This window comes from Xenorhabdus ehlersii (genome assembly GCF_003610465.1).
Lineage (GTDB): Bacteria > Pseudomonadota > Gammaproteobacteria > Enterobacterales > Enterobacteriaceae > Xenorhabdus > Xenorhabdus ehlersii.
The window spans coordinates 1-24,943 of the sequence record NZ_RAQI01000005.1 but is presented as its reverse complement, the minus strand read 5'-3'; the positions used below and the strand labels follow the sequence as shown (position 1 = coordinate 24,943).

20 protein-coding genes, 1 tRNA gene, 2 rRNA genes and 1 pseudogene are annotated in these 24,943 nt (G+C 44.8%); 3 read left to right on the top strand and 21 right to left on the bottom strand.

Annotation, left to right across the window (positions count from 1 at the left end; translation table 11 throughout):
- Positions 1 to 16 precede the first annotated feature (16 nt).
- A complete protein-coding gene (gene miaE / locus BDE27_RS14905; RefSeq protein ID WP_244208804.1) occupies positions 17 to 796 on the top strand; it encodes a tRNA isopentenyl-2-thiomethyl-A-37 hydroxylase MiaE in 780 nt (259 codons plus the stop codon).
- Between the two features lie 256 nt (positions 797 to 1,052).
- Here the strand turns inward: miaE and rpoS are convergent, their stop codons facing one another.
- The 15 genes from rpoS to cysJ form a co-directional block, all read right to left on the bottom strand.
- Positions 1,053 to 2,048: an RNA polymerase sigma factor RpoS gene (rpoS, locus tag BDE27_RS14900; RefSeq protein ID WP_099131538.1), complete on the bottom strand. Its 996-nt coding sequence runs from the start codon at positions 2,046 to 2,048 to the stop codon at positions 1,053 to 1,055.
- 54 nt (positions 2,049 to 2,102) lie between these two features.
- The gene (gene nlpD / locus BDE27_RS14895; RefSeq protein WP_099131537.1) at positions 2,103 to 3,092 is read right to left on the bottom strand and encodes a murein hydrolase activator NlpD; all 990 of its coding nucleotides are present in this window, start codon (positions 3,090 to 3,092) and stop codon (positions 2,103 to 2,105) included.
- A gap of 151 nt (positions 3,093 to 3,243) precedes the next feature.
- Positions 3,244 to 3,870: a protein-L-isoaspartate(D-aspartate) O-methyltransferase gene (locus tag BDE27_RS14890; protein ID WP_099131536.1), complete on the bottom strand. Its 627-nt coding sequence runs from the start codon at positions 3,868 to 3,870 to the stop codon at positions 3,244 to 3,246.
- A complete protein-coding gene (gene surE / locus BDE27_RS14885) occupies positions 3,864 to 4,628 on the bottom strand; it encodes a 5'/3'-nucleotidase SurE (RefSeq protein ID WP_099131535.1) in 765 nt (254 codons plus the stop codon). Before surE ends, BDE27_RS14890 begins: the two co-directional genes overlap by 7 nt.
- Positions 4,629 to 4,736: 108 nt before the next feature.
- On the bottom strand, positions 4,737 to 5,783 hold the full coding sequence (truD, locus tag BDE27_RS14880; RefSeq protein ID WP_099131534.1) for a tRNA pseudouridine(13) synthase TruD: 1,047 nt from the start codon (positions 5,781 to 5,783) through the stop codon (positions 4,737 to 4,739).
- A 19-nt stretch (positions 5,784 to 5,802) separates the two neighbouring features.
- Positions 5,803 to 6,276 carry a 2-C-methyl-D-erythritol 2,4-cyclodiphosphate synthase gene (ispF, locus tag BDE27_RS14875; RefSeq protein WP_092513684.1) on the bottom strand — a complete coding sequence of 158 codons (474 nt, stop codon included), beginning with the start codon at positions 6,274 to 6,276 and terminating at the stop codon, positions 5,803 to 5,805.
- Positions 6,273 to 7,067 (bottom strand): 2-C-methyl-D-erythritol 4-phosphate cytidylyltransferase, encoded by a 795-nt coding sequence (gene ispD / locus BDE27_RS14870; RefSeq protein ID WP_099131533.1) that lies wholly within the window; start codon positions 7,065 to 7,067, stop codon positions 6,273 to 6,275. Before ispD ends, ispF begins: the two co-directional genes overlap by 4 nt.
- Positions 7,068 to 7,099: 32 nt before the next feature.
- Entirely contained in the window at positions 7,100 to 7,393 is a 294-nt protein-coding gene (gene ftsB / locus BDE27_RS14865) for a cell division protein FtsB (protein ID WP_099131532.1), read from the bottom strand.
- Between the two features lie 211 nt (positions 7,394 to 7,604).
- Positions 7,605 to 8,204, bottom strand: a complete 600-nt coding sequence (gene cysC / locus BDE27_RS14860) for an adenylyl-sulfate kinase (protein WP_099131531.1) — start codon at positions 8,202 to 8,204, stop codon at positions 7,605 to 7,607.
- Positions 8,205 to 9,647, bottom strand: coding sequence for a sulfate adenylyltransferase subunit CysN (gene cysN / locus BDE27_RS14855; RefSeq protein WP_099131530.1), 1,443 nt, complete (start codon positions 9,645 to 9,647; stop codon positions 8,205 to 8,207).
- Between the two features lie 11 nt (positions 9,648 to 9,658).
- On the bottom strand, positions 9,659 to 10,567 hold the full coding sequence (gene cysD, locus BDE27_RS14850) for a sulfate adenylyltransferase subunit CysD (RefSeq protein ID WP_099131529.1): 909 nt from the start codon (positions 10,565 to 10,567) through the stop codon (positions 9,659 to 9,661).
- Positions 10,568 to 10,577: 10 nt separating this feature from the next.
- Positions 10,578 to 11,999 carry a siroheme synthase CysG gene (gene cysG / locus BDE27_RS14845; RefSeq protein WP_099131528.1) on the bottom strand — a complete coding sequence of 474 codons (1,422 nt, stop codon included), beginning with the start codon at positions 11,997 to 11,999 and terminating at the stop codon, positions 10,578 to 10,580.
- A gap of 278 nt (positions 12,000 to 12,277) precedes the next feature.
- Entirely contained in the window at positions 12,278 to 13,012 is a 735-nt protein-coding gene (locus BDE27_RS14840) for a phosphoadenylyl-sulfate reductase (RefSeq protein WP_099131527.1), read from the bottom strand.
- A complete protein-coding gene (gene cysI / locus BDE27_RS14835) occupies positions 13,009 to 14,748 on the bottom strand; it encodes an assimilatory sulfite reductase (NADPH) hemoprotein subunit (RefSeq protein WP_099131526.1) in 1,740 nt (579 codons plus the stop codon). The genes BDE27_RS14840 and cysI overlap by 4 nt, the downstream gene beginning before the upstream one ends.
- Position 14,749: 1 nt before the next feature.
- Entirely contained in the window at positions 14,750 to 16,558 is a 1,809-nt protein-coding gene (cysJ, locus tag BDE27_RS14830; protein WP_099131704.1) for an NADPH-dependent assimilatory sulfite reductase flavoprotein subunit, read from the bottom strand.
- Between the two features lie 276 nt (positions 16,559 to 16,834).
- Between cysJ and queD the strand changes: the two genes are divergently transcribed.
- On the top strand, positions 16,835 to 17,197 hold the full coding sequence (queD, locus tag BDE27_RS14825; RefSeq protein ID WP_099131525.1) for a 6-carboxytetrahydropterin synthase QueD: 363 nt from the start codon (positions 16,835 to 16,837) through the stop codon (positions 17,195 to 17,197).
- A gap of 34 nt (positions 17,198 to 17,231) precedes the next feature.
- On the opposite strand, the gene queE is transcribed toward queD, so the two are convergent.
- The gene (queE, locus tag BDE27_RS14820; RefSeq protein ID WP_099131524.1) at positions 17,232 to 17,903 is read right to left on the bottom strand and encodes a 7-carboxy-7-deazaguanine synthase QueE; all 672 of its coding nucleotides are present in this window, start codon (positions 17,901 to 17,903) and stop codon (positions 17,232 to 17,234) included.
- Positions 17,904 to 18,070: 167 nt separating this feature from the next.
- Between queE and BDE27_RS14815 the strand changes: the two genes are divergently transcribed.
- Positions 18,071 to 19,456 carry an amino acid permease gene (locus BDE27_RS14815; protein WP_099131523.1) on the top strand — a complete coding sequence of 462 codons (1,386 nt, stop codon included), beginning with the start codon at positions 18,071 to 18,073 and terminating at the stop codon, positions 19,454 to 19,456.
- 112 nt (positions 19,457 to 19,568) lie between these two features.
- On the opposite strand, the gene BDE27_RS14810 is transcribed toward BDE27_RS14815, so the two are convergent.
- From BDE27_RS14810 to BDE27_RS14790, 5 genes and pseudogenes are all read right to left on the bottom strand, one after another.
- Positions 19,569 to 20,402 carry an endonuclease/exonuclease/phosphatase family protein gene (locus BDE27_RS14810; protein ID WP_255430622.1) on the bottom strand — a complete coding sequence of 278 codons (834 nt, stop codon included), beginning with the start codon at positions 20,400 to 20,402 and terminating at the stop codon, positions 19,569 to 19,571.
- Between the two features lie 281 nt (positions 20,403 to 20,683).
- Positions 20,684 to 21,720: pseudogene (locus BDE27_RS14805) on the bottom strand (IS630 family transposase).
- A 234-nt stretch (positions 21,721 to 21,954) separates the two neighbouring features.
- A tRNA-Asp gene (locus BDE27_RS14800) sits at positions 21,955 to 22,031 on the bottom strand.
- Positions 22,032 to 22,086: 55 nt separating this feature from the next.
- Positions 22,087 to 22,202: ribosomal RNA gene (rrf, locus tag BDE27_RS14795) — 5S ribosomal RNA — on the bottom strand.
- 81 nt (positions 22,203 to 22,283) lie between these two features.
- Positions 22,284 to 24,943 (bottom strand): 23S ribosomal RNA (locus BDE27_RS14790); the annotation flags it as partial.

Sequence of the window (24,943 nt, the reverse complement as noted above, 5' to 3'; positions counted from 1 at the left end):
AATGAATGAAACAGCCATGAATGGAACAACAATGAAGTTTGATGCTAATCTGTTAGCTCCCATTTATCAATTTTTACAGTGCGAAACTCCCGACCAATGGGTAGAAAAAGCACGGCTGCCTGAGAATTTGCCAATCTTATTGCGCGATCATCTGCTATGTGAATTGAAAGCGGCACAAAGTGCTATGTTCTTAATTCGTAAATATGCCGTTGCTCCTGAGAGTGCTGATGCTCTGCTCGCTTGGTTTCAGCCCTATGAGGATTTTGCCTATAAAAAAATGGGTGATATTCATTCATTGAAAGGAAAAAATCAGGCCACCAAGCAAATTACCGCGCGAGCAAAATCACCTTATAGTCAAGATCTCATCGATAAGATGGTGTTATTGATTAAGGAAGAGTTGCATCATTTTTACCAAGTATTAGAAATCATGGATGCCAGAGGGGTAAGATATGACAGTATCGGTGCTAGTCGCTATGCTAAATCCCTATTTCAGCATGTTACCAATCATGAACCTTATACGTTGGTCGATAAACTGATTATTGGTGCTTATATTGAAGCACGCTCATGCGAACGTTTCGCAAAATTAGCTCCTCATCTGGATGAGGATTTGGGTAAGTTTTATATTTCTCTGCTGCGTTCAGAAGCTCGCCATTACCAAGATTATTTGATGCTCGCTCAGTCAATATCTAAAGAAGATATTACAGAAAGAGTGAATTATTTCGGCCAGGTTGAAGCAGAACTTATTCAAACTCCCGATCATGATTTTAAATTTCATAGTGGTGTTCCGATTATCTAAAATTGATAAATGTCACACCAAATGGTAATGAAAATATAAATGAGTAAATAAAAGGTGGGCTTATTTAGCCCACCTTAGGATTACCGCCTATCTTCTCTATACCTTTATCTTTATCTTTTCAATTGTCACTTTTGGACTTACTTCTACTCTTGCCATCACCAAGTTTTCTAATTATCTTTGTTTCTGGAAATTCATCTACTTTCCACTAACACTGCAATTTGAAATTTCTTAGGTATACGTTCTCAGGAATAAAGAATTAAGTACGGAATAATGATTCTATATTCAAACCTTGGGTATGCAATATGTCTCTAAGACGGCGCAATCCCTCAACTTGAATCTGACGAACTCTCTCTCTTGTTAAACCAATTTCTCGCCCAACATCTTCCAATGTTTCTGCTTCGTATCCAAGCAAACCGAAACGACGGGCCAAAACTTCACGCTGTTTTGCGTTCAGTTCAAACAACCATTTCACGATACTCTGTTTCATATCATCATCTTGAATAGTTGTTTCTGGCCCTGAATCATTTTCATCAGATAAAATATCCAATAATGCCTTATCTGAATCACCACTAATCGGTGTATCGACAGAAGTAATGCGTTCGTTCAGCCGCATCATACGACTTACGTCTTCAACCGGTTTATCCAGTTTTTCCGCAATTTCTTCGATACTCGGTTCATGATCCAATTTATGTGCCAGTTCTCTTGCAGTACGTAAATAGACATTCAATTCTTTGACTATATGAATAGGCAAGCGAATTGTGCGAGTTTGATTCATAATGGCACGTTCAATGGTTTGACGGATCCACCATGTCGCATAAGTGGAAAAACGAAAACCCCTTTCAGGATCAAATTTTTCCACTGCACGAATAAGCCCAAGGTTACCTTCTTCAATCAGATCTAGCAGTGCTAATCCACGATTGCTATATCGGCGGGATATTTTTACAACCAATCGCAAGTTACTTTCAATCATGCGTTGGCGTGCAGCAACATCCCCTCGTAGTGCTCGTCTGGCGAAAAGAACCTCTTCCTCTGCTGTCAGCAGAGGTGAGAAACCAATCTCTCCAAGATAAAGCTGTGTTGCATCAAGAACCCGTTGGTTTACTCCTTGCAACAAATCCAAATCTTCATCAAGACCAGTTATATCATCCTCATCTTTCAGCAACGCTTCATCAAAGTCATCAGCTTCCATGCTATTTTCGTCTAAATTCGCATCATCATACAACTCATTAACTTTAAGCGTACTTTGGCTCATCAGCTGCTCCTACCCATGATAATGCGGGCAGGAATTTCAGATCCCTGCCCCGGTTTATCGCTGCGTAAGATAACGCAGCGGGTTTACGGATTTTCCCTTATAGCGAATTTCAAAATGTAATCTTACTGAACTTGTTCCGGTGCTACCCATCGTGGCAATTTTTTGCCCCGCTTGAACATCCTGTTGCTCACGAACCAACATGGTGTCATTGTGCGCATAAGCACTTAGGTAGTCATCGTTATGTTTTATTATTATTAGATTTCCATAGCCACGTAATGCATTTCCGGCATAAACCACTTTTCCACGGGCTGTAGCAAATACGGGTTGGCCACGACTCCCCGCAATATCAATACCCTTATTTCCTCCTTGAGAATCAGAGAAGCCTTCAAGAATTTTTCCTTCTGCCGGCCATCTCCAACTATTAATAGTATCAGCACCATTAATAGCATTATTTACCCCTGTATCTGTTGCTATAGATACTTTTGGGACAGAATTATCGTCATCAGAAATGGTTGCCTTTGGCAACATTTTTCCTGACCTTGGTCTATCAATATTTGCAGGATACGCATTAATTTTTTGAAAATCAACCTGACTAATTTTTGATTCAGTACTATTTGATGCTATTAATACACCATTTTTGGAGGTTGAATTACCTATTCTCAGGACCTGACCAACATTTAAGCTATAAGGCTCTGAAATATTATTTCTGAGAGCCAGATCACGGAAATCACTGCCTGTAATCCAGGCTATATAAAACAAAGTATCGCCATGTTTAACCGTATAAGTGCTTCCGTTATAGCTTCCTTTGGGAATACTTTCGTAGTTACGGCGATAAATAATTCGCCCTTGAGATGAACTGCCATTGGCAGCATTATTCACTAGCTGGCGATTTTTAATAGCATGATTATCTGAAACACGATTTGTGTCGATATTCACAATTGGGGCTGGACGATTTGGTGTATTACTGCAACCTATCAATACAACGCCCATAACAGTACTGGCGATTATCCACTTTATTTTTTTCACTGGTTTTTCTAGATTCATACTTTATTCCCCCATAAAGGCAAATATAAGTGAAAATAATAATAATTTATAAAAATTTAGAATTACGGAAGATTTAAAGCGAAACATTTTGCTTAATTTCAGAAAAAATAACAGCTAATTTGAAACTCCCCCCCTCAAATAAATTAGCTGATTATGTTAGCTCGCCTTGAATTAGGGGTACAAAACGGACAGGTTCAATAACGTCGCCATGGAAATCATTCCCATAACGATGTACTACTTTCAGTAACTGAGTACGCTCGCCGACAGGTAAAACCATCACGCCTCCATCGGCAAGTTGATGGAGTAATGCCTGCGGAATTTCTGGTGGTGCGGCTGTGACAATAATAGCGTCAAAGGGTCCTTTTGATGACCATCCATCCCAGCCATCACCGTGGCGGGTTGAGATATTATGTAGGTCGAGTTGCTTCAATCTGCGCTTAGCCTGCCACTGCAATCCTTTAATCCGCTCCACGGAGAAAACGCGTTTGGCTAAGTGGGCAAGTATTGCTGTTTGATAACCTGAGCCTGTTCCAATTTCCAATACACTGGATGCCGGGGTTAAATTCAGCAACTCAGTCATGCGAGCAACAATATAAGGTTGGGATATCGTTTGCCCATGACCAATAGGCAGTGCGGTATTTTCATATGCCTTATGGGCGAGAGCTTCATCAACAAAACATTCTCGAGGTACTTTGCCAATAACCGCCAACAGGGGCTCATTGTGAATTCCTTGCTGACGCAGTTGCGCCAGCAAATTTTTCATTGATCGGTTTAACATTCCCCAATATCCCCGACTTTTGTCAACCAATCACTTATCAGCTCCTGGGCTTTATAAGCTGTTAAGTCCACTTGCAAAGGGGTAATGGAGACAAATCCTTCTTCTACCGCCGCAAAATCTGTTTCAGGCCCAAAATCACTTTTTTCTCCCGGAGGGCCTAGCCAATAGAGCATATTGCCTTTGGGATCTTCCATCGCATAAACCTGCTCAGCCGCACTACGGCGACCGCATCGCGTCACCCGAAACCCCTTGATTTGTTCAATGGGAATATCAGGTACATTAACATTCAAAATATTGCCCGCTCTCAATGGGGTTTTTTGCAGCAAAGCTAATAAACGCACGGTCACTTCTGCCGCTGTTTCGTAATGTTGGTCACCATTGAGTGATACCGCCAATGCGGGTAAGCCTAAGTGACGTCCTTCCATTGCAGCCGCGACCGTGCCAGAGTAAATCACGTCATCACCAAGGTTAGGACCACAGTTGATACCAGAAACGACAATGTCAGGACGAGGGCGCACCAAATTATTTACGCCCAAATAGACACAATCCGTCGGTGTACCTTCCTGAACAGAAATATCACCATTGTTCAGTGTGTTAATACGCAAAGGGCGATCCAGCGTTAAGGCATTCGACGCACCACTACGGTTACGGTCAGGTGCAACTACCTGAACATGATAGTGTTTCCGCAATGTAGCCGCTAAGGTTTGAATTCCCGGTGCGGTGACACCATCATCGTTACTCAGCAATATCCGCAGCATTGATATATCTCATTGATTTAACTAAAAATAAATAGGTTAATAATGTAAATTACCCTGTGTGTGTTTGATCTTAGCATGACGTTAACAGTTTTGTAGAGTGCTTTGCATTCAAGCCACATCAAGGGAAGAGTCGAGATCCTGATTGATCAGTTCTCTAACGACACTGGTTGCAAAGCTACCAGATGGCAAAGAGAAATGCAGAGTGACAATTTGGTCATCTTGCCATTCCCAACACAGGTTAAGTGGTTTCACCAATATTGCCCGACGGGCGCTCTCCACACGCTCACGTTTGACTAATGCCCAAAGCGCTTCGTAATCCAATAAACATTGTTGTTCGAAATCCAGGGCCTGATACTGCGTCCCTAATGCCTTGTCACCCGGTAAAGGAGCCGTTATCTGTAATTCTCCACCCATAACTCGCTGCTGCAATACCGACAATTCAGATTCATCAGCGACAAACCAGCTACTACGCCCTGTTAATTGTAATGCATCGCCATTTTTTACCTTTTGATGTTTACCTTGGACAATACGTCGGCTGGCAATGGCATTAAACATCGCGCTGCGACAAGCAGAAAGATAAAAACTGCGGCGGTTACGTTCTTTGACATGGATTTCATTAGCTGCCCAGCGTTGAGCCTGAACTAAATTTTGTCCATCCCGCCCGAAACGCTGTTCACCAAAGTAATTTGGAACGCCGGTTTGCGCTATCTGCTGCAAGCGTTTTTCCACCGATTGCCGGTCAGAAATGTCTCTTAATACCAGAATGAAATCATTGCCTTTCAATGCGCCAATCCGTAGTTTGCGTTTCTGGCGGGAAGTTGCCAGCACTTCACAACCTTCAAGTTGAAATGCCGCTAAATCCGGATCTTGTTTCCCCGGTAAGTGTAAGCAGAACCACTGTTCCGTCACTGCGTTGCGATCTTTCAACCCCGCATAGCTGACAGAGCGAGCCGGTATTTTGGCAAAACGGGCAAGATGATCCGCGACAAATTGGGTGTTACATCCTGTTTTACGGATATGTACCATTAAGTGCTCGCCTTCTCCATCAGGAGAAAATCCCAAATCTTCGCGAACAATAAAATCTTCTGGTGTGGCTTTAACAATACCGGTCGCTTCCGGTCGACCATAAAGCCAATGTAATTCACTCAATATCATACTTATTTCTTTTACCCGCTTATTCTTTTACCAACAAAGCAACCGCTTCGCAGGCAATACCTTCTTTACGACCAACAAACCCCAGTTTTTCTGTTGTTGTCGCTTTAACGTTAATATCATCTATATGGCATTCAAGATCTTCCGCCAGGTTAACCCGCATCTGAGGAATATGCGGCAACATTTTCGGCGCCTGTGCGATAATGGTGATATCCAAGTTTCCTAACCGATAGCCCTTTGCACGGATACGGCGGTAGGCTTCTTTCAGTAGTTCACGGCTATCTGCGCCCTTGAAGGCAGGATCGGTATCGGGAAATAATTTGCCAATATCTCCCAATGCTGCCGCTCCCAATAGGGCGTCTGTAGCAGCGTGCAAGGCGACATCACCATCTGAATGGGCAATTAATCCTTGTTCATAAGGAATGCGGACACCGCCAATGATCAATGGCCCTTCTCCGCCAAATTTATGCACATCAAAACCATGTCCAATTCTCATACGATAGATTCCTTAGCTTTTTGGGATAGGTAAAATTCAGCCAATGCCAAATCTTCAGGTTGGGTTACTTTTATATTGTCCGCCCGTCCATTGATCAGCATGGGACGATAACCACAGTGCTCAAGTGCCGAAGATTCATCGGTGATACAGGCTTGATCTGCAAGTGCCTTGATCAAACAGTCACGCAATAACTGCAAAGGGAATAATTGTGGAGTCAAAGCATGCCACAGTCCGTTACGGTCAACGGTATGAGCAATCAATGTGTGGTTAATTGTGGATGACTCTGCTACTGGCAGCGATACCATGCGTTTCATCGTATCCCTCACCGGTGATGCCAACAATCCACCGCATATGTCAGGAGATCCTACATTGTGATCAATAATCCGCAACAGGCTATCGAGATCATTTCTATGAAGACAAGGACGGGCTGCATCATGCACCAAAACCCAGATTGTCCTGTCTGTAGGCAAACCAGCCAGATAATCTAACCCAGCCAGAACCGAATCAGCTCGCTCTTCACCGCCAATAACTGTCGTAATTCTTGGATCAGAAGCGATAGGCAATTGCGCAAATTGTGTATCAGCTGGATTCAGCGCAATAATAACGCGTTGTATACGAGGATGCTCAAACAGTGCTGCCAAGGTATGTTCAAGAATCGTTTTTCCGGCAACTTTCAGATACTGTTTTGGGCACTCGGATTTCATCCTGCTACCGATACCCGCAGCAGGGATCAAGGCGATAATTTCAGTAAGAGAAACACCAGCAGGGGAATGAAGTTGTGACTTATTCATTTCGATTATTATTTACTGTTTTGATTTAAAGGTTATTGCGCATTATGCTTTGAGGTATCAGGCACCATACGATAAAAAGACTCTCCCGGTTTAATCATGCCCAATTCATTACGAGCGCGTTCTTCAATCGCTTCCTGCCCCCCTTTAAGATCCTTGATTTCAGCAAACAACTGGTCGTTACGTGCTTTTAGTTTTAGGTTATCAACCTCTTGTTTATCAACTTCGGCTTTGACCCGCATATAATCGTGAATGCCGTTTTTGCCAAACCACAGCGAATACTGTAACCAACCCAGAAGAACCAATAATAGTAGCGTTAGTTTGCCCATCTCCCCCCCTGAAAACCCGCTAATCATCCCACAACTGAAAGCATGACGCCACTGACTCTCACAAAACCATTTACAAAACCATTCGCAAAAAACCACTTGCAAAACAGGATTGCACGACATAATAGAAATGCATTGCATTAAATGAGTGTAGAAACACATTATTTCACTAACAATAATAATGTGTTTCATGACAGTTTGTTGGGTTTGGTCGTTAAATTGGCAGGATATCGTCGTTTTTCAGGGCAAAAAGCAGTTTTTCAATCAAAGATTCTACAGACTGTGAACCATCTAAATAGACTTCTGGCTGTTCGGGAGCTTCATAGGCAGCATCAATTCCGGTGAAATTGCGCAATTCTCCCGCTCGTGCTTTTTTATATAGTCCCTTGGGATCACGGGCCTCACATACCTCCAGTGGTGTATCGACATACACTTCAATAAATCGTCCCTCTTCCATTAGTTCACGTATTTTTTGCCGTTCTGCTTTATGGGGAGAAATAAATGCTGTCAGGACAATTAACCCCGCATCAACCATCAATTTTGCGACTTCACCGACTCGTCGGATATTTTCCTGCCGATCTATTTCAGAAAAGCCCAAATCACTGCACAGGCCATAACGCACATTATCGCCATCCAGTAAGTATGTTTTGATACCCTGTGCAAACAATGCCTGCTCCAATGCCCCTGCAAGAGTGGATTTTCCTGAGCCAGACAATCCTGTGAACCAAATCACCCGTGCAGGATGTCCATTTGCGCTTTCCCGCTGTGCCCTATCCAAAACATGTGAATGCCAGACGATATTATCCTGAGCCACTTATTTTCCTCCCAATAGATCACGTACTCCCCAGTGTGGGAAGTGGCGACGAACTAATTGGTTAAGTTCCAGTTCAAACTCACTGTATCCTTTAGGCTCTTCATAAACATCTGCCTGGATTTCACGCACCAATCCCGCGCCTACGGTAACATTGGTTAGACGATCAATTAGGATAATGCCACCGGTATCTGCATTTTGCGCGTAACTGTCGAGCAATAAAGGTTCATCAAATGAAAATTCCACCCGCCCAATGGCATTGAGGGGTAACTCAACCGCGACTTTCTGTGTCAGGTTGTTAATATCCACTTGATATTGAACATTATCGACTTTACCACGGCTTTTTTTGCCCGCGACTTTGATATCCAAACTTTGCCCTTGAATCAGTGGCTGTTCTGACATCCAGACGACATCAACCAAAGCGTGGCGGGTCGCGCTCATTTGATCTTCAACAGCAATCAATAAATCACCACGGCTAATATCTATTTCATCTTTTAATACGACGGTAATAGCCTCTCCGGGTACGGCAAATGTGAGATCGCCATTAAAAGTGACAATTCTTTCCACTGTAGAAATCACACCAGACGGCATAACTTTTATTTGCTGGCCTTGCCATAAAATCCCCGATGACAATGTGCCGCTATATCCACGAAAATCAAGATCAGGGCGGTTGACATACTGTACGGGGAAACGCAAGGGTTGCTCCGTCGCTTTTGTTTTTACGTCCACGGATTCCAGGATATCCAGTAGCGTTTCTCCCCTGTGCCATACCATTTTTGCACTGCGGGTAACAATGTTATCCCCTTCCAACGCCGAAATGGGGACGAAATAGATGTTTAGGTCAGTAGGTAATTGTGCTGCGAAATTCAAATAATCTTGCTTGATCTGTTCAAATAGCTCTTGCTGATATCCAACCAAATCCATTTTATTGACTGCCACCACCAAGTGACGAATACCCAGCAAGGTACTGATAAAACTGTGGCGGCGAGTCTGTTCCTGAACACCTTTGCGTGCATCGATCAATAAAATGGAAAGATTACTGGTTGAAGCGCCTGTCGCCATATTGCGGGTATATTGTTCATGCCCTGGTGTGTCCGCAATGATGAATTTACGCTTTTCCGTGGAGAAATAACGATATGCGACGTCAATGGTGATACCCTGTTCCCGTTCAGCCGCTAATCCATCAACTAATAAAGCCAGATCGAGCTTTTCTCCCTGAGTCCCTATTCGCTTACTATCGCTTTGTAAAGTTGCAAGTTGATCCTCATAAATTTGACGGGTGTCATGCAGCAAACGTCCAATTAGGGTACTTTTGCCATCATCCACGCTACCGCAGGTTAAAAAGCGCAGTAATCCTTTTTCCTGCTGCGTCCGAAGATAGGCTTCAACTCCGCCTTGTTGCTTGATCTGACTAGCAATAGTTTCATTATATGCAAGTGCTGGCATATCTGGACTCCTTAAAAATAACCCTGGCGCTTTTTCAGCTCCATAGAACCTGACTGATCACTGTCAATCAGCCGCCCTTGCCGTTCGCTAGTGGTCGATATCAGCATTTCTTCAATGATTTCCGGCAACGTTTCTGCTTCTGATTCCACAGCTCCTGTCAGCGGCCAGCAGCCAAGTGTCCTAAAGCGCACTTTACGCTGGCTAATGACTTCCCCGGCTTTCAGGTCGATTCGATCATCGTCAACCATAATTAATGTTCCCTCACGCTGAACAACCGGACGAGATTTAGCAAAATAAAGGGGGACGATATCGATCTGCTCCAAATAGATGTATTGCCAGATATCCAATTCTGTCCAATTGGATAACGGGAAGACGCGGATACTTTCCCTTTTGTTAATCTGGCCGTTATAGTTGCGCCAAAGTTCAGGACGCTGGTTTTTGGGGTCCCAACGATGGGAGCGGTCACGGAATGAGTAAATTCGTTCTTTGGCTCGCGATTTTTCTTCATCACGCCGCGCTCCGCCAAATGCTGCATCAAAGCCGTATTTATCCAGTGCTTGCTTCAATCCTTCTGTTTTCATGATATCGGTATGTTTGGCACTGCCATGAATAAAAGGATTAATTCCCAACACCTCTCCTTGTGGATTGCGGTAAACCAGTAACTCAAAACCATATTTTTCCGCTGTGCGATCACGGAAGTCGTACATGTCCTGAAATTTCCAGCCTGTATCTACGTGCAATAAAGGGAAAGGCAGTTTTCCCGGATAAAATGCTTTACGTGCAAGATGTAGCATCACAGAGGAATCTTTACCAATCGAATAGAGCATGACGGGGTTGGTAAATTCAGCAGCCACTTCCCGAATAATATGGATACTTTCAGCTTCAAGTTGCTGTAAGTGTGTCAGTCTTTTTTCGTCCATTGGGCACTCCTTATACTAAATCAATCACAGCAGGGCGATTTACTTGATCAGCAGCATTTTTGCTTTCAAACCATCCTATCTGATAGTGGAGTTGAGCCACTTCTCCTATTACCAGCAAGGCGGGTGATGGTGCTTCTTGTGCCAATCGCTCCAATTCAGATAATGTCCCGGTCAATACTTGCTGTTCTGGACGAGTGCCACAACCAATCACGGCAACGGGGGTATTGCTATCCCGACCGTGTGAAATCAGCTTTTGGCTGATCAAGGCTGCTTTCATGATCCCCATATAAATGGCTAATGTTTGATTGCCCCGCGCTAGTGCTGGCCAATCCAATTCATTGCCATTTTCACGGCAATGTCCGGTAATAAAGGTGACGCTTTGCGCGTGTTCTCTGTGGGTCAATGGGATACCTGCGTAAGCAGAAGCGCCCACTGCTGCTGTAATGCCGGGCACGACTTGAAAAGGAATCCCTGCTGCTGCTGCAATCTGTAACTCCTCTCCACCACGACCAAAAATAAAGGGATCCCCCCCTTTTAAGCGAACCACTTTTTTCCCCTGATTCGCTAATTTGATGATCAGTGCATGGATTTCTTCCTGCGCCACGGAGTGATTACCCGCCCTTTTTCCAACACAGATTTTGTCTGCATCACGGCGAACTAATTCCAGAATTTCTGCACTCACTAAATGGTCATAAAGAATGACGTCAGCCTGCTGAATCACCTGCAAACCTTTTAAAGTCAATAACCCTGGATCACCTGGCCCAGCGCCTACCAGCGCGAGTTCTCCTTGAGAATGAGAATCATCTTGTGCCAACTGCAGTTCAAGTTGCTCTTCTGCTTGTTGTAATTGCCCATTGGCGATCAGTGTGGCAAAACGCCCATTAAACGCCTTTTCCCAAAAATGACGCCGTTGACGTATGGAAGTAAGACGCTGTTTCACGCGTTCGCGCCAGCGCCCCGCAATATTTGCCATCGTACCAAGGCTAAATGGAAGCAAAGACTCCAGCTTTTCTCGCAATAATCTTGTTAATACCGGAGATTTTCCAGCCGATGAGATCGCCACGATAATCGGGGAGCGATCAATAATTGATGGGAAAATGGCCGAACAGAGCGGTTGGTTATCCACAACGTTGGTCAAGATAGCGCGCTTATTGGCTTCGGCAAAAATATGTTGATTTAGGTTGTGATCGTCTGTGGCGGCAATCACTAAAAATACACCATCAAGATATTCTGTTTTAAACGTTCCCTGTAACCACTCAAATTCTCCTGTTTGATGGCGTTGTTGCAGTTCTGCATGTAGCTTAGGAGCAACAACCGTTAACGCTGCACCAGTACGAAGTAATAAGTCTGCTTTGCGAGAGGCGATTTCTCCGCCTCCAACCAGCAGTACAGATCGGGCTTTAAGCTCAATAAATAAAGGTAAATAATCCACGATACCATCCTGCGTTAGAACCTGTTCATGTTCTACCCTATGGATTTCAAGTCACAAAGGATATAGCTCTTAATTATTATGATAACCAGAGGATGAATATATGAGGCTGTGATCAGGTTATGAAATGACAAAAAGTAATTATTTGTTCCTGAATCGCATAAGCTAATTTTTTCGTATGTTATAAGGTCGATTAAGCAAGAAATTCAGAATAAAAAAACAGCGCTTCTTTTTGCGAGATGCGCTGTCTAATAGAAATTATTGTGAGCTAAAATATTAAATTAACCTTCGTGCAAACCACATTCGCGTTTCAGGCCAAAAAAACGGGTTTGTTCTTCACTCATACCTGGTTCCCATTTTTGGGTGGTATGCGTATCTCCGACAGAAAGGTAACCCTGCTCCCATAATGGATGGTATTCAAGGCCATGCTTGGTCAGGTATTGGTGAACCTGCCGATTATTCCAATCAATTATAGGCAGGATTTTAAAAACTCCCCGTTGAATTGCCAGCACAGGTAAATTAGTCCGGCTTTCTGATTGCTGACGACGCAAGCCCGCAAACCAGCTTTGTGCCTGTAGCGTTTTTAATGCACAATTCATCGGCTCAACTTTGTTGATTTGGTTATAACGTTCAATCCCTTCTATTCCCTGTTCCCATAATTTGCCATAACGTACTTCTTGCCAAGCCGGAGAGTATTCTGCACGAAAAATCTTCAAGTTCAGGTTGAGTTTTTCAGTCAATTTATCGATAAATTGATAAGTTTCAGGAAATAAGTATCCCGTATCGGTAAGAACCACAGGAATATCAGGGTACTCCTGTGTCACAAGATGCAAGCAAACTGCCGCCTGAATACCAAAACTAGAGGAAAGCACAAATTCACCAGACAGATGTTCCAATGCCCATCTCACACGTTCACTGGCATCCAACATCTCCAGTTGTTGATTGATTTCTGCCAATGACGTGATTTGCTGCTCTGGAGCCAATACCACCAGCTCCGATAAATTCAGTCGGCTCATACTGCCTCCTGCCAATCATAAAAATCGACGGCTGAATTCAATACTGGCTTGATGATATCAGCACGGATCAGAAAATCACCGAAACATTCATCGACATGACGTTCCGATGCCCAACGACCAATTAATTCATCCAGTATCTCAAGGATCTCTGCTGATGTGATATTTTCCCTGTACATGCGGGGAATTCGATCACCTATGCGATTTCCCCCAAGATGCAGGTTATAACGATCAAGCGCTTTACCCACCAACCCAATTTCTGCCAGCATCGCCCTGCCACATCCATTCGGACAGCCTGTAACACGCAGTATGATCTCTTCATCACCAACACCATGCTTTTCCATTAATGCATCAACATAATCGACAAAAGTCGGCAGGAAACGTTCTGCTTCGGCCATCGCTAACGGGCAAGTAGGAAATGAAACACAAGCCATAGCATGGTGACGCAAAGTTGTCACGCTATCGTCAATTAAACCATGAGCACGGGCAGTTTCTTCGATCTGCGATTTTTCACCCTCAGGTATCCCTGCCACAATCAGGTTTTGGTTGGCAGTCAGACGAAAATCCCCTTTATGGATTTTCGCAATTTCTGCAATCCCAGTTTTTAATGGCTTGTTGGGATAATCCAGTACACGGCCATTTTCAATAAATAAGGTCAGATGCCATTGATCATCGATGCCTTTTAACCAACCAATTTGATCACCCCGACCAGTGAATTCATACGGGCGAATTGTCGCAAATTTCACGCCAGCACGTTTCTCAACCTCTTGTTTGAAGGTTTCAATGCCTACACGTTCAAGGGTATATTTAGTTTTCGCATTTTTACGGTCAGTTCGGTTACCCCAATCACGTTGGGTGGTAACTATCGCCTCTGCAATTGCCAGTGTGTGCTCCAGTGCAATAAAACCAAATTCACTCGCCAGCCGTGGAAAGGTTTTTTTGTCGCCGTGGGTCATGGCTAATCCCCCACCCACTAATACGTTAAAGCCAATTAATTGATCATTTTCCGCAATGGCGACAAAGTTCATATCGTTGGCATGCAGATCCACATCATTTTGTGGCGGGATCACCACCGATGTTTTGAATTTACGTGGCAGATAAGTAGTACCAAGAATCGGTTCTTCATCGGTTGTTGCGATTTTTTCTTTATCCAACCAGATTTCAGCATACGCATTGGTACGAGGCAGCAGATGTTCCGATATTTTTTTCGCCCACTCGTAAGCCTGTTGGTGTAACGCAGATTGCACCGGATTAGATGTACACAACACGTTACGATTGACGTCGTTGGCAGTAGCCAGTGAATCCAACCCCATCTGTGCTAATAATTGGTGTGCAGGCTTAAGATTATTTTTTAAGATCCCATGAAACTGGAATGTCTGGCGGTTGGTCAATCTAATACTGCCATACAACGTATTTTCTGTCGCAAACCGATCAATGCCCAGCCACTGTTTTGGGGTAATAATTCCCCCAGGCAAGCGACAACGCAGCATCATGGCATGGCGCGGTTCAAGTTTTTGTTCTGTACGCTCAGCCCGAATATCACGGTCATCTTGCTGATACATGCCATGAAAGCGGATAAGGAGGAAATTATCCCCCTCAAATCCGCCTGTCAGCCCATTTTTTAAATCTTCGCTAATCGTTCCTCGCAGATAATTGCTGTCCAACTTCATGCGTTCACTGTCTGCAAGTTTGCCTTCAACGATCAAAGGATCTGGTTTTTCTTTGCTCACATTGCTCATATTAGTAAACATCTCTCTGATAACGGCGCTCAAGGCGCAATTCACTCAAGAATTCATCAGCCTGTTCAGCATCCATGCCACCATGTTGTGAAATAATGTCCAATAGGGCTTGTTCTACGTCTTTTGCCATGCGATTCGCATCGCCACAAACATACAGATGAGCGCCATCCTGAATCCAGCGCCAGACTTCTCCTCCCTGTTCACGCAGTTTGTCTTGTACATAGACTTTATGCTGCTGATCCCTTGACCATGCCAGATCCATGCGGGTCAATAAGCCCTCTTTCACATAGCGCTGAAATTCAACCTGATAAAGAAAATCTTCAACAAAATGTGGGTTACCAAAAAACAGCCAGTTTTTACCTTCAGCTCCCTGACTATCACGGTGTTGCAAAAATGCCCTAAACGGAGCAACCCCTGTTCCCGGCCCAATCATGATGATTGGTGTATTAGGATCGGCCGGTAAACGGAAATTGTCGTTCTGTTCGATAAACACACGGATGTTGTCATCTTCCTGCAAACGATCCGCCAGATAACCCGACGCTCCGCCTGTACGGGCACGTCCTTCAATGTCATAACGAACGACTCCCACGGTAATGTGGACTTCGTTTTCCACTTCAGATTGTGAAGAGGAGATGGAATAGAGACGTGGTGTCAGTGGGCGCAATAAATCAATAAATTGTTGGGCTTCTGGATGTGAAGCAGCAGCTCTGACCATATCTACAATGGGTGTTGCCTGGGCATATTGCTGCAATGCTTGTTTGTTAGCGGCTAGCGATAACAGTTTTTCATCTTTCGCCAACGCTGCATATTTCCCAACAATCACACCGGTATTTTGGGTCAACTCTACATGGCTAATCAGCGCCTCACGCAATGGAAGGGATTTTCCATGCACATTGACCTGTTCTGAACCTTCCAACCAAAGCAGGGCTATTAATTCATCCACTAAAACCGGATCGTTTTCAAACCAGACTCCAAGGACATCCCCTGGTTGATAACACAGCCCTGAATCCCCTATATCAATTTCAATATGGCGAACATCTTTGTCAGAACCACGTCCCGTTATTTTCTGGTTAGTCAACAGAGAGGCCATTAGAGGGCTTTCTTTGGTATACGTTTGGGTTTCCTTGACATGCGCTGGAATAATCGATGCAGTAGCTGGCGAAGTGACAGCATTTGCTTGTACTGACAAACGCTGCTTCAAAATAGCCGTAATTTGCTGACGCCATTGAGCAGCCTGTGCTTGATATTCCACATCAGCATCAACACGATCCAGTAGGCGCTGGGCACCAAGCTCATGCAGACGACTGTCAAAATCTTTCCCTGCCTGACAGAAGTTTTCATATGACGTATCCCCAAGGCCAAATACGGCATATATCGTCTCTTTCATTGATGGCGCTTTTTTGGAATAGAGATACTTATGGAGTGCTACAGCTTCTTCTGCGGGTTCACCTTCACCTTGTGTTGAAGCAACAATAATCAATACACGTTCCTGGGAAATTTGCTTAAATTTATAGTCACCAGCATTAATTAAATTTACATTGATATTTTCAGCTAATAGTGAATCTCTTAGCTGTTCAGCCAGACGACGGGCATTGCCTGTTTGCGATGCGGAAAGCAACGTCACGGTTTCCTGTACGGAAACGGCCGGTGTCTCTGCACCAGTTTGTGGCTGATGATTTACCATTCCCCAAAAATAGCCAGACAACCAAGCTAATTGATGGGGAGAAAAATCGCTAATTGCAGATTGCAAGCGTGATAATTGTTCTGGAGAAACAGGTAGTAATGCAATTGAAGGTGGTTTTGCGGTCATTGTCCCAGTGCCTTTTGCTATAGCCAGTATCCATGTTGTAAAAGATGCAGGAATCAATCCAGTCATGAACATGAATTGATTAAGGTTATCCCAGAATGGGAGCGGTATTTAAAGAAAGGATCGCAATATCTCATAACCAAAACGCCTAACTTTATTTACAGATTTAATATATCAATAAAGTCGTTAAGCATTGTGCTTTTTACTTCCAGAAAAATCACGTTAAGCTCGCAAAGTTCAGGTAGAATAGCCGACCTTTTGAAATCAGGGGAAAGCACAATGAGTACAACCATCTTTAAAGATTTTCAATTCGAAGCAGCACATCGCCTTCCACACGTACCGGAAGGGCACAAATGTGGGCGTTTGCATGGGCATTCATTTATGGTACGTCTGGAGGTCACCGGAGAAGTCGATCCGCTTAGTGGCTGGCTCATGGATTTTGCCGATGTCAAAACTGCCTTTAAACCTGTCTGGGAACAGCTCGATCACCACTATCTCAATGAGATTCCCGGGCTTGAAAATCCAACCAGCGAAGTGTTGGCCAAGTGGATCTGGGAGAAGTTAAAACCGACATTGCCTCAACTCAGTGCTGTTATGGTTAAAGAGACTTGTAGCGCAGGTTGTATCTATCGGGGAGAATAAGGATTCAGCACCAGAGCCTGGTGCTGAATCAGATTTAAGCGATATTTAAGTATTTATGGGTTTGCATCGAAAAACGCCAATTACGGGCAATGCACGTTTCGATGCACAGGCGAGTAGCATCTTCTTTCTGACTGATCGGCTGTAAGGCAATAACCGGAGTAGGATTTCCATCAAGCATAGTCAATAATTCATCTAATGCTTCAATATCGCGCCGCCGCCCGACAGGGTGCTTAATTTCATCAGCGCGTTTAATAGCTTCAGGCAAGACCTGATAGCCTCCGCGCATTTTCACTTTCGGAGAAACCGTCACCCACGTTTTATCAGAACACTGAATCGTATGTGTACCACTCGTCTCTATCTGACATTGATAGCCTTCACTTTCCAGTGTTTCAGTCAAAGGACACAAATCATATAAGCACGGTTCTCCCCCGGTAATGACAATATGCTTCGCACTGTAACCTTGGCGAGTGAATATACTCAGCAATTGTCTTGCAGTGGCAATGCCCCACAGATCGCTGTCTTGCGATTTCAGCAAGATATTTTCCATCGGTTGCTGTTTATCAGCCTCTTTTTCCCACGTATGTTTGGTATCGCACCAACTGCACCCTACCGGACATCCTTGCAATCGAATGAAAACCGAAGGTACACCGGTAAACACGCCTTCTCCCTGTAAAGTTTGGAAGATTTCATTTATTGGGTAAATCATAAAAAAACTCTGGTTTTAATAAACTGCCCGTTATTATTACAGATATCTATCCCGCGAACATCCATCTTTATGGTATTGTACCAGGTTGCTTTTGCTGGCATCTCACGCCAGACAGAGCATCGTATGCCTAAATACTCTCAGGCTGAAAGGATTGATGGGAATAACGAATGCAAAATAATGAAAATCAGCTTAAACAGGGTCTAAGCGTGCGGCACATCCGTTTTATGGCTTTAGGCTCTGCAATAGGCACGGGGCTGTTTTATGGCTCAGCAGCAGCAATACAGCAAGCTGGTCCCGCTGTATTGCTGGCCTATTTACTCGGCGGAGCTGCCGTATTTATCGTGATGAGAGCACTTGGCGAAATGGCCGTTCACCATCCTGTTTCTGGTTCTTTTTCGCAATATGCCAGCCATTATCTGGGACCTTTGGCCGGTTTTTTAACTGGTTGGATTTATATTCTTGAAATGCTGTTTGTTTGCCTGGCTGATGTTACTGCATTCGGCACGTATATGAAGCTCTGGTTCCCACATGTTGATCAGTGGATTTGGGTTTTAGGGATTGTATGTTTTATTGGTGCCTTGAATCTGTGCCACGTAAAAATCTTTGGTGAAATGGAGTTTTGGCTTTCAATCATTAAAGTCACTGCCATTATGGCCATGATTATCGGTGGCCTTGCCATTATGTTTTACGGTTTCGGGCAAGCAACCGAACATGCAACCGGTCTGTCCAATTTATGGGAGCATGGTGGTTTTATGCCAAATGGTATCAGTGGGGTGATAGCTTCATTCGCCATTGTTATGTTCGCTTTTGGTGGCATAGAAGTCATTGGTATCACTGCCAGTGAAGCAAAAAATCCAGAAAAAACAATCCCTCAGGCAATTAATGCTGTCCCGTTTCGTATCTTGATCTTCTATGTTTTGACTCTGTGTATCCTGATGAGCATCTATCCATGGAATCAAATTGGTCAGGATGGAAGCCCATTTGTACAGATCTTTTCCAATTTGGGAATTAATTCAGCCGCAAATATTTTAAATGTGGTCGTGATTACTGCTGCTATTTCCGCTATCAATAGTGATATTTTTGGTGCGGGCAGGATGATGTATGGTATGGCACAAGAAGGACAGGCTCCCGAATCATTCAAAAAATTAACTCGTAATGGTGTGCCATGGATGACGGTTCTTGTCATGACTGCGGTTCTGTTACTTGGCGTAGTGCTAAATTATCTGATCCCTGAAGAGATCTTCATTCTTATCGCTTCCGTTGCCACATTTGCAACCGTCTGGGTATGGTTGATGATTTTAATCTCGCAAATTGCCATGCGTCGCCAAATGAGTGCGGAAGAAGTCAAGACATTGAAATTTCCAATTCCGATGTGGCCTATAGCCCCGATAATCACGCTTGTCTTCATGGTCAGTGTCATCGCATTACTGGGTTATTTTGAGCAAACAAGAGACGCGCTATATGTTGGTCTGGGTTGGGTATTTATTCTGACTCTAGCCTATTTCTTCGGTGTGAAGAAGAAACTATCAGCAAAACGCTCTTCTAACCAATAAACTATTCAAGTATGTTTCAAAAAGCGTCGATAATCTCCGACGCTTTTTTATCTTTTCTCTGCAAGATCAATACGCCACTTTATCCATCAGTTATCATCACATAGAGAAATCGTCATAAAGAGAAGTTCACCATCAATGGGTTATGATCAGAAGCACCGGTCATTACAACTGCTGCACGGGAAACTTTTAATTCACGATAAAAAACAAAATCCAGCGGTTTGCCAAAAACAATCGTTCTATGATCATCATTAAAATATACTTCTTCCAAATGCATACGGTGTGCAAAACGTTCTAATATTTTTAACCTCTGCCGACTCCACGTATTAAAATCTCCAGCAAAAATGACGGGGCCGTTATGTAAGCTTATATGAATACCAATGTTATTTAATTGTCGACTATAAACATCAACACCAAGGCTAAAGTTAATGGCATGCACGTTTATCACCATTAACTGGCGTTTGTCTGGCAATGGATAAATTGTAATTAATGACGATTTAGATAGCCTAAATATCGGTTCTTTTTCACGCAGCGGACAGCAATAAACTGGTGAAGACGAGGACAATGTCATCACACCTGATGGGTGTTGAGGGATAGCAAATGCAGGAACCTGGTCCGCGACCAAGCCGCTGTCTGTAATGAATTTCAATAAAGCTGGGGTCGTTTGTGCTTCTTGTAGCAAGACAAGGTCACTCTTCTCAATCAAAGAAGCCAAAACATACTGCCATGATGGACGCTGTTGTTTATAGATATTCCAGATGGCAACAGAAAGCTCACGATTATGGTCAAGAAGCGGTTCTCCACGTGGTAGCGACTCATCCTCAAGTAATTGCTTAGAAGTAGGGAAAACCCGTTCCACAGGCTGTCCAGCAACATATCTCATGGCAAAATTTTTTTGAGCGTAATCTTTTCTCGCCCAGCTTTTTCTTAAATAACTATTCCTGATCAAGTTTCCCCCAGCTTACCTCAACACCTTTATCTCCACTAATATGACATCTTGGTAATTGATTTCAATCTCTAGTGCTTAAAAAAGCAACAAGGTTGTGTAACTATATAATAACAGCACAACATATTAGTAAAACAATTACTCATTAGAATGAGTAGATTGATTTATTTAATATTAAAAAATAAATTTCTATCGGGTAAGGACATATAAGGATAAGATTAATTAAAATTATTTTGATAAAATTAATTAATTTATAAAAGCTGTAATTATTCCACTATACCAATCTAACTTGAAGATGCAGGTTTTAAAATCTGAAAATTATCAGTCAGTCGAGTCGTGAGCTCTTTCGCTTTTTCTGGCAAAGTGACATGAAAAAAGTGACGAAGAGTTTCACGGAAGGTCTTCGCATCCGGAAAATAGATATTGTTACGCACTTGCTCATTCATATACTTCCACAATCGCTCTATCGGATTGAGGTTTGGGCTGTAAGGCGGGAGGTAATGCAATTCAATATTCAGGACATACGCAATATCTTTCACCAACTCGGCTCGATGGTAACCCGCTCCATCCAAAATGATGTGGATTTTTTGCGAAAGCGGGTAAGTTTCTCGGAGCGCACCGAAGAAATAGGCGATATTTTCGGCATTGATGCGCGGATATTCACGGATCACGGTGTCTTCAATCCGTTGTAAATTCAGGGCGCCCAGAATATTGAGACGGGTACGACTGCCGGTGGTTTCGATCCCTTTTACCTGATTTTTCCTGCTTTCATCCAGCCATAGCTGAGCTTTGTGGACTGTGAAGGATGCACCGCATCAATAAATAGGATCGGTTCATTCTGCCCCGCTTCCTCTTTCAGCGCCTTGTAGTCATCAATAAATTGTTGCTGTTTGTGCGCATCGAATTTATGAGGAACACCCTTGGGTTTTTTATAGCTGAAACCTTGGCGGTGAAGCCATTTTGTCATTCCGCCCACGCTGAAAGAAACCTGCCAACGGGCTTGGACATAGGCCACAATTTGGGTTGTGGTATGCATCAAATTGGCGGTCAAATAATCAATCAGGTCGGCGGTTTGTTCGGCAGAGAGATGGCTTTCAGAGCCGCCATTTTCTGGGGTGAGCTTTTCCTGCGCGATAAAATCTTTCAGGTGACGGCTGACCGTACTTTCATGAATACGCAAGGCCTGTGCAATCATCTGAGCAGTCCAACCTTCTGAGGCCAAAAGCACCGCCTTAATGCGATCACAGACTCGACTGTCGCGAGTAGTATCATGCATCAATTCAAGGGCGTGTTTTTGTTCTGGTGTCAGATGAATTTTCATGGTTGCATGCATGATCTGATTTGGATAAGAAATCAAGCATCTTCAATGGCGATTGGTATATACATTAAAAGATCATCGCTCTAATGGAATAAAATAAAACGTAAATAAGCTCATTTAGCATCTAAATGAAAAATACGAATTTAAAATCATTGATAAGGATATAAGCAATAAGCTGTAGATTAGGCAACAGAAAAAACCCTGAGAGACATCTCTCAGGGTTTCATCTAAATACGGTGGCGGTGCGGACGGGACTCGAACCCGCGACCCCCGGCGTGACAGGCCGGTATTCTAACCAACTGAACTACCGCACCACCGAATTTCTTTATCCTGCTGCCTTTTATGCCGGCAACAAGCATTTAATTGAATGTCTGGCAGTGTCCTACTCTCACATGGGGAGACCCCACACTACCATCGGCGCTACGGCGTTTCACTGCTGAGTTCGGCATGGGATCAGGTGGGACCACCGCGCTGTTGCCGCCAGACAAATTCTGTTTTCAATCCCGAACAAGCCTGCTTTCTCTGAAACTTCTCTCTCTCAAACCCCAAAACACCTTCGGTGTTGTCAGGTTAAGCCGCACGGGTCATTAGTACCGGTTAGCTCAACGTCTCGCAACGCTTACACACCCGGCCTATCTACGTCCTCGTCTCGAACGTTCCTTCAGTGTCCTCTAGGGACAAGGGAAGACTCATCTTAAGGCAAGTTTCCCGCTTAGATGCTTTCAGCGGTTATCTCTTCCGCACTTAGCTACCGGGCAGTGCCATTGGCATGACAACCCGAACACCAGTGGTGCGTCCACTCCGGTCCTCTCGTACTAGGAGCAGCCCCTTGCAATCTTCCAACGCCCACGGCAGATAGGGACCGAACTGTCTCACGACGTTCTAAACCCAGCTCGCGTACCACTTTAAATGGCGAACAGCCATACCCTTGGGACCTACTTCAGCCCCAGGATGTGATGAGCCGACATCGAGGTGCCAAACACCGCCGTCGATATGAACTCTTGGGCGGTATCAGCCTGTTATCCCCGGAGTACCTTTTATCCGTTGAGCGATGGCCCTTCCATACAGAACCACCGGATCACTATGACCTGCTTTCGCACCTGCTCGAGCCGTCACTCTCGCAGTCAAGCTAGCTTATGCCATTGCACTAACCTCACGATGTCCGACCGTGATTAGCTAACCTTCGTGCTCCTCCGTTACGCTTTGGGAGGAGACCGCCCCAGTCAAACTACCCACCAGACACTGTCCGCAACCCGGATAACGGGCCGACGTTAGAACATCAAACATTCAAGGGTGGTATTTCAAGGATGGCTCCATGCAGACTGGCGTCCACATTTCACAGCCTCCCACCTATCCTACACATCAAGGCTCAAGGTTCAGTGTCAAGCTATAGTAAAGGTTCACGGGGTCTTTCCGTCTTGCCGCGGGTACACTGCATCTTCACAGCGAGTTCAATTTCACTGAGTCTCGGGTGGAGACAGCCTGGCCATCATTACGCCATTCGTGCAGGTCGGAACTTACCCGACAAGGAATTTCGCTACCTTAGGACCGTTATAGTTACGGCCGCCGTTTACTGGGGCTTCGATCAAGAGCGTCGCCTTGCGGCTAACCCCATCAATTAACCTTCCAGCACCGGGCAGGCGTCACACCGTATACGTCCACTTTCGTGTTGCACAGTGCTGTGTTTTTATTAAACAGTTGCAGCCAGCTGGTATCTGCGACTGGCCTCGGCTCCGAAAGCGTGTTTCTTCACCTAACGCCAGCGTGCCTTCTCCCGAAGTTACGGCACCATTTTGCCTAGTTCCTTCACCCGAGTTCTCTCAAGCGCCTGAGTATTCTCTACCTGACCACCTGTGTCGGTTTGGGGTACGATTGACCATAATCTGACGCTTAGGGGCTTTTCCTGGAAGCGGGGCATCAGCAACTTCAGCACCGTAATGCCTCGTCATCGTGCCTCAGTGTCCTGGATAACCGGATTTGCCAAGTTATCCCACCTACACACTTAAACCGGGACGACCGTCGCCCGGCTTGCCTAGCCTTCTCCGTCCCCCCATCGCAATTATGGCCAGTACAGGAATATTAACCTGTTTCCCATCGACTACGCTTTTCAGCCTCGCCTTAGGGGTCGACTCACCCTGCCCCGATTAACGTTGGACAGGAACCCTTGGTCTTCCGGCGAGCGGGTTTTTCACCCGCTTTATCGTTACTTATGTCAGCATTCGCACTTCTGATACCTCCAGCAAACCTCACAGTTCACCTTCACCGGCTTACAGAACGCTCCCCTACCCAACAACACATTCGTGTCGCTGCCGCAGCTTCGGTGCATGGTTTAGCCCCGTTACATCTTCCGCGCAGGCCGACTCGACCAGTGAGCTATTACGCTTTCTTTAAATGATGGCTGCTTCTAAGCCAACATCCTGGCTGTCTGAGCCTTCCCACTTCGTTTCCCACTTAACCATGACTTCGGGACCTTAGCTGGCGGTCTGGGTTGTTTCCCTCTTCACGACGGACGTTAGCACCCGCCGTGTGTCTCCCGTGATAACATTCTTCGGTATTCGCAGTTTGCATCGGGTTGGTAAGTCGGGATGACCCCCTAGCCGAAACAGTGCTCTACCCCCGAAGATGACTTCACGAGGCGCTACCTAAATAGCTTTCGGGGAGAACCAGCTATCTCCCGGTTTGATTGGCCTTTCACCCCCAGCCACAAGTCATCCGCTAATTTTTCAACATTAGTCGGTTCGGTCCTCCAGTTAGTGTTACCCAAACCTTCAACCTGCCCATGGCTAGATTCACCGGGTTTCGGGTCTATACCCTGCCAACTTAACGCCCAGTTAAGACTCGGTTTCCCTGCGGCTCCCCTATGCGGTTAACCTTGCTACAGAATATAAGTCGCTGACCCATTATACAAAAGGTACGCAGTCACCCTGATAAATCAAAGGCTCCCACTGCTTTGTACGTACACGGTTTCAGGTTCTCTTTCAACTCCCCTCGCCGGGGTTCTTTTTCGCCTTTCCCTCACGGTACTGGTTCACTATCGGTCAGTCAGGAGTAATTTAGCCTTGGAGGATGGTCCCCCCATGTTCAGACAGGATACCACGTGTCCCGCCCTACTCGTTGAGCTCACAAATACCAGTGTCTTCGGATACGGGGCTCTCACCCTTTACTGCCGGCCTTTCCAGACCGTTCTCCTGACACTCATATCGCTGATGGCTCTGGGCTCCTCCCC